Below are 4,027 nucleotides of genomic sequence, written 5' to 3'. Positions count from 1 at the left end.
GTTTTTCGGGGGCTTTGGCCGCATCAGCTGTGCCGGCACGGAGGTCAGCTCCACATAGCACGCCGCCAGGGAGGTAGCGCCGGTACAGAGCAATGCAGTACCCAGGGAACCAAGGGCATAGCCCCAGTGGAAGGGACAATGCACCGGGGGCAGATTATACATCAAAAGGTATGCCGCATAGATCACCCGGGGAAAGACCTGGGTGCACAGTCCCACGCCGGCGAACACCCCAAGCAGGCTTGCCGCCATGGAATACAGCAGGAATTGCCCCGCCACCGCAGCACCACTGTAGCCCAGCGCCTTCAGCGTACCAATCTCCGTGCGCTGCTCCTCCACCATACGGGTCATGGTGGTCAGGCACACCAGACATGCTACCAGGATAAAGAAGATGGGAAATACACGGGCAATGGAATCCACCCGGTCTGCATCCTCCCAAAAGCTGTCATAGCCCACATTGTAGGAACGATCCAGCACATACCACTGGATCTGCTCGCCGATGGTGTCCAGCTTCGCCTCTGAGTCCTTCAGCTCCGCCTCTCCCTGTTCCAGTTCCGCCTTGGAATCCGCCAGCTTCTGCTCTCCCTGGGCCTGCTGATCGGCGATTTCCTCCTCCCCCTGTTCCAGCTTTGCCTGGGCATCGGCAATGGCCTGCTGCCCCTCCTGGAGCTGCTGCTTGCCCTGTTCCAGTTCTTTTTTCTTGGCATCCAGGGTACTCTGCGAAGCATTCAGCTTCTTTTGTGCTGCCGTCAGCTGTGCGCCCTGCCGATCCAGATCCCCCTGCTGATTGTACAGGGACACCTGGTAATTCTGGGCATACAGCTTCAAAGCGGATGCATGCATGCCCTTTTCCGCAGCATCCACAGGCTCGGTGATATACTGCCGCAGCATCTTGGTAAATTCCATGCCGCTGCCATCCAGTACGGAGGCGTTATCGATCAGCTGCTCCGTCTGGGCATCCAGGGGCGGCACCATGCAGGTGTACCGGTAGTTGTCAATGGCAGTCAGCAGATTCTCGGAAAACTGCACCGCATCCGACAGGGTCTGCTGCGCCTGCTGAAATGCTGTCTGCTGGGTCTTGAGGGAGCTTGCCTGGGCATCCAGCTGCTTCTGGGAGGCTGCCAGGGTCTTCTCTCCCTGTTCCAGTTCCTTCTGCTTGTCTGCAAGCTGACTGATCTGCGCATCCAGATCCGTTCTGCCATCCTCCAGCTCCTGCCGGGCAGCAGCCAGCTGATCCGCCAGCTCCTGCTTGCCGGATTCATAGGCTTCCCAACCCTCATCCAGATCCTTTCTTGCCTGATCCAGTTCCTTTTGCGCATCCGCCCGCAGCTGCTCCTCCCGGAGACAGTAAATGCCCGGTGCGTCCGCCTCCAGCTGTTCTGCGTATGCCTGCACTGTATCCGTATAGACCTGGTCATAGGCATACAGCTTCCTGGTATCCTCCAGAGTCAGGAACACGTCCGTGTATACCTCCAGGGTGAACGCCCCCGGCGGCACCAGGATATAGCTTTCCACCTTGCCGTTGCCTACGGTGGTGGTACCCCGCTCAAAGTCCACATACATGGACCAGTCCGCAACCCCCACTATGGTAAAGGTGTCGGTTTTCAGGGTATCCGTCACCGGCTCCTCCGCCTTTGCCGGATCCAGGGTCAGAGTATCCCCCACCTTGAATTCCCCCGGAGTACGCACCTCGATGAGGCATTCGTCCGGCTGCTCCGGCCATCTGCCCTCCCGCAGAGTGGGGGTATTCAGATCCTGGGGAGAGCCGGTGCCAACCTGGGTAAAATCCACAGACCAGATCCGGGCAATGGCGCTGGCGGTATCCTCCGCATGCAAATACTGATCCGTGGAATAGCCCCCATAACAGCCGGCAATCCCCTGGCGCTGTGCCAGCTTTTGAACCTCCGCCCGGGAGAAGCCCACCGTGGATTTCAGATGCAAATCCGCCAGGTGGGTGTCCTTGTAGTAGGCATCCGCCGTCAGCTTCATATCCGGACTGGTGACCTTGACCCCGGCGAAAAATCCGCTGCCCAGGGCGATGATGGCGAAAATAGCAAGGAATCTGCCCTTGGTCTTCCAGATGCTCCGCAAGGTATTTTTGAATATGCTCCGATTCATACCGTCACCACTCAATCTGCTCTACCGGCTCCGGATGCGCATTCATCCGAACCCCGTGTACCTTGCTGTTCTTGATTTCAATGACCCGATCCGCCATAGGGGCAATGGCAGAATTGTGGGTGATGACCACCACGGTCATACCATCCCGTCGACAGGTATCCTGCAACAGCTTTAAGATGTGCTTACCGGTCTGGTAATCCAGGGCGCCGGTTGGCTCATCGCACAGCAGGAGCTTGGGTTTTTTCGCCAGTGCACGGGCAATGGACACACGCTGCTGCTCCCCGCCGGACAGCTGTGCCGGAAAATTGTCCATCCGATCTTCCAGCCCTACCTTTTCAAGCATCTGGGCTGCGTCCGCCGCATCCCGGCAAATCTGGGTGGCAAGCTCCACATTTTCCTTGGCGGTGAGATTCTGCACCAGATTGTAAAACTGGAACACGAAGCCGATGTCGTACCGGCGATACCGGGTGATCTCCTTTTTCTTCAGTCTGGCAATGTCCTGCCCGTCCACGATGATTTCCCCGGAGTCGCAGGTGTCCATGCCTCCCAGCATATTCAGCACGGTGGTTTTCCCGGCACCGGAAGGCCCCACGATCACCACGAATTCTCCCTTCTCCAGCTCAAAGGAGATGCCGTCGGATGCCTTGATCAGCACCTCCCCCATCCGGTATTCCTTCCGTACATCCCGCAGCGTTACAAATGCCGCCATACATGTTCCTCCTATGTACAGGCACCCCTCCATGGGCATGCCAAAAAATCAGGCAACGCAGTAGCACCTACCGCATTGCCTTCATTGTAGCATGTTCCGGGCAAAATAACAAGGTTTTCACCATATTTTCACCCAATTCGACAAATCAGATCGCCGGCATCACTCTGCCGCCGCACACAGGAATAAACGCTCCGGTGGTGAAGCTGGCAAGATCGGACACCAGGAACGCTGCCATCTGTGCAATCTCCGCATCCGTGCCCCGGCGGCCCATGGGCACCTGCCGGTCGTAATCCGGCTGCACCTGCGTATTCGCATCCCGGTCACGTTCCGTAATGGTCCAGCCCGGCGCAATCTGGTTCACGGTGATCCCGTCCCCTGCCACCTCCTTGGCAAGACACCGGCACAGCCCGTCCAATCCCCGCTTTGCCGCTGTGTATGCCCCGCAGCCAGCCTCTGCCAGTGCGGCGCACTCCGTGTTGATTACCAGGATCCGCCCGTAATGGGCAGCTTGCATGGCAGGCACAAACGCCTGTGCCATATACACCGTCTGCATGACGCAGGAGCGGTACTGACTGTCAAAATCCCCGGGATCCTGCTGCAAGACGGGCTTCCATGCATACTGAATCACCGCATTGTGCACCAGGATCTGAGGCATGCCCAGCACCGCCTCCACCTTATCCCGCATGGCGAACACGCTGTCCCGCTCGGTCACATCCGCCTGCACCGCCAGTGCCCGGCGTCCCATCCGGGTCAGCTCCGCCACCAGCTTGTCCGCCTGCAGCCGGTTGGCGTGATAATGCACCACAATGTCCGCTCCGCAGTCCGCAAGGGTATGCGCCATGACACGCCCAAGCTGTCCGGTGGCTCCAGTAATCAAAGCGATTTTTCCTGTCAGATCCAGTTCCAGCATATCCATTCCTCCTTGGGGCAAAGGGTCAGAACCTGCCCTTTGCCGGTCTTATGGCAAATTGTAATTACATGCTCCGGCAGCAGTAGCTGGGTGAACCCGGCGTCCATCCGGCTCCGGATGCGCTCCTCCGTCAGGGTGAAGGTGACTTCCTGGAGGGGCACCCCGATGCCGGTGCCGGTTGCCTTTACATAGCTCTCCTTCGCCGTCCACAGCCGGATAAAGGCATAGTCCGGATCCGGCTGGGACAGCACCCAATCCTGTTCCTCCTTGGCGCATGCCCGCCCCAGCACCCG

The 4,027-nt window shown here is 58.7% G+C and carries 4 protein-coding genes; all 4 read right to left on the bottom strand.

Annotation, left to right across the window (positions count from 1 at the left end; genetic code table 11):
- The coding region (locus tag QVO51_RS06200) for an FtsX-like permease family protein (protein WP_369677902.1) at nt 1–2,115 on the bottom strand (2,115 nt) is incomplete at its 3' end.
- 4 nt (nt 2,116–2,119) lie between these two features.
- Nucleotides 2,120–2,824: an ABC transporter ATP-binding protein gene (locus QVO51_RS06195; RefSeq protein ID WP_022357669.1), complete on the bottom strand. Its 705-nt coding sequence runs from the start codon at nt 2,822–2,824 to the stop codon at nt 2,120–2,122.
- 145 nt (nt 2,825–2,969) lie between these two features.
- Nucleotides 2,970–3,734: an SDR family NAD(P)-dependent oxidoreductase gene (locus tag QVO51_RS06190; RefSeq protein WP_022357668.1), complete on the bottom strand. Its 765-nt coding sequence runs from the start codon at nt 3,732–3,734 to the stop codon at nt 2,970–2,972.
- The coding region (locus QVO51_RS06185) for a 4'-phosphopantetheinyl transferase family protein (protein WP_288167926.1) at nt 3,716–4,027 on the bottom strand (312 nt) is incomplete at its 5' end. The genes QVO51_RS06190 and QVO51_RS06185, both read right to left, overlap by 19 nt.

Origin of the sequence: Ruminococcus sp. CAG:379, assembly GCF_000434255.1 — a bacterium.
In the GTDB taxonomy this organism is placed as follows: Bacteria; Bacillota; Clostridia; order Oscillospirales; family Ruminococcaceae; genus Ruminococcus_F; species Ruminococcus_F champanellensis.
The sequence above is the reverse complement of the archived record's forward strand: the minus strand, read 5'-3'. Positions and strand labels throughout refer to the sequence as shown.